The sequence below is a fragment of the Sulfitobacter sp. HI0129 genome (assembly GCF_001635395.1).
GTDB lineage: Bacteria > Pseudomonadota > Alphaproteobacteria > Rhodobacterales > Rhodobacteraceae > Sulfitobacter.
Map to the genome: position 1 here is coordinate 1 of NZ_LWGH01000856.1, position 1,646 is coordinate 1,646.

Here is a 1,646-nt window from a genome sequence, read left to right on the forward strand (position 1 = left end):
CGGCGCAATGTGAATGCCCCACATGGGCGCGCTGAAGGCCGCGGCCTGCACCGGCAGCCCTTCCATCACGGCGCGCAACCCGATGGCGCCCCCCATGGAATGGGCCAGCAGGAACCACGGGCGCGGCAGGTCGAGCGCCCGCGCGGCCTGCAGCACGGCGGCCACGTCCTTCTGGTAGTCCGCGAAAAGATCGACATGCCCGACCGTGCGGTCGGGCAGCAGCCGGTCGGCGAGCCCCTGTCCGCGCCAGTCGACCGCCAGCGTGGACAGCCCCCGCGCGGCCAGTTCACCGGCGCAGGTGCCGTATTTCTCGATGTATTCGGTGCGCCCGGGGAACAGCAGCACCGTGCCTTTCGGCGCCTCTGCGGGCCAGTGCGCGACGCGGATCCTCTTGCCGTCCGATGTGTCCGCCCAGTGGGCGCTGGCGCCCGCCGGGCCGGGGTGGACATCGGTGAAGAGGGGCGCGTCGCTCAGCGGCATCAGGCGAGAACGGCCGCCAGCTTCATGGCCATGCCCATGTCGCCGTCGATCTTGAGCGCGCCGGACATGAAGGCGGAGGTGGGGTTGGTGTCGCCTTCGAGGATCGAGCGGAAGGTCTCCGCATCGGCGGACATGGTGACATCCGCGGGCTCGTCACCGGCGCGCGCGCCGTTGTCGTCCATCATGATGCAGCCTTCGCCTTCGATGTCGAACTTGGCGGTGCCGCCGATGTCCGATCCGGCCAGCTTTTCGTTCAGTACGGTGACGGCTTCGTTTACAGTATCGCTCATCTTGAACCCTTTTTCGGCATTCGGCCCCCCGGCATCTGGAATTGCGGCGCGGGCCTGTTACATTCAGGCAAGTTATGCGCATGGATTTCACCAATCTCAAACATACCGTTGCGGCACTTGCCCTCTGGGCGGGGCTTGCCGGCGGGGCCGCTGCGCAGGAAGATGCCGACGGGCTGCTGCAATCGCTGCGCACGGCCCCCCCGCAGGAGGCCGCCGCCATCAGCCGCAAGCTGGAGGCGGGCTGGCGCAAGTCAGGCTCCGCCGCGATGGACCTGTTGCTGCAACGGGGCGCGGATGCGCTGGAGGAGGGCGACTACGCGCTGGCGATCGACCATCTGACCGCGCTGACGGACCATGCGCCGGGTTTTGCCGAAGGCTGGCACCTGCGCGCGCAGGCCTATTACCGCCGGTCGCTCTACGGTCCCGCGCTGGCGGATCTGGAACGGACGCTGGCGCTCAATCCCGATCAGTACAACGCCATTTTCGGCTTCGCGACCATGGTGCAGGAATTCGGCGATTCGGCCCGGGCGGCGGCGCTTTACCGCATGGTGCTGGATCTGAACCCCCATCACGAGAACGCGCAAAAGGCGCTCGACGCGCTGCGCCGCGAGGGCATCGGGCGCAGGCTTTGATCTTTTCACTCCGCTAGAGCGAGGACGACCTGTGGCAGGGCAATCTCGGATCGTGGCCGTTCTGGGCCCGACCAATACCGGCAAGACGACCTATGCCATCGAGCGGATGCTGGCCCATCGGACCGGGGTGATCGGCCTGCCGCTGCGCCTGCTCGCCCGGGAGGTCTATGACCGGATCGTGGCCCTGCGCGGCCCGTCGGTCGTGGCGCTGGTGACGGGCGAGGAGCGGATCGTGCCGCCCCGC

General features: G+C 68.2%; 3 protein-coding genes and 1 pseudogene. 2 read left to right on the forward strand and 2 right to left on the reverse strand.

The window, feature by feature from the left end:
• Together A3764_RS20160 and A3764_RS20165 are read right to left on the reverse strand one after the other, a co-directional pair.
• Positions 1-480 (reverse strand): alpha/beta hydrolase (locus A3764_RS20160; RefSeq protein WP_150122328.1); only part of this gene is annotated, 480 nt, incomplete at its 3' end.
• The gene (locus tag A3764_RS20165; RefSeq protein WP_067926705.1) at positions 480-770 is read right to left on the reverse strand and encodes an SCP2 sterol-binding domain-containing protein; all 291 of its coding nucleotides are present in this window, start codon (positions 768-770) and stop codon (positions 480-482) included. The genes A3764_RS20160 and A3764_RS20165, both read right to left, overlap by 1 nt.
• A gap of 80 nt (positions 771-850) precedes the next feature.
• Here A3764_RS20165 and A3764_RS20170 point away from each other — a divergent pair, with 80 nt between their 5' ends.
• A complete protein-coding gene (locus A3764_RS20170; RefSeq protein ID WP_236628266.1) occupies positions 851-1,402 on the forward strand; it encodes a hypothetical protein in 552 nt (183 codons plus the stop codon).
• A gap of 31 nt (positions 1,403-1,433) precedes the next feature.
• Positions 1,434-1,646 (forward strand): annotated as a pseudogene (locus A3764_RS20175) (helicase-related protein); the annotation flags it as partial.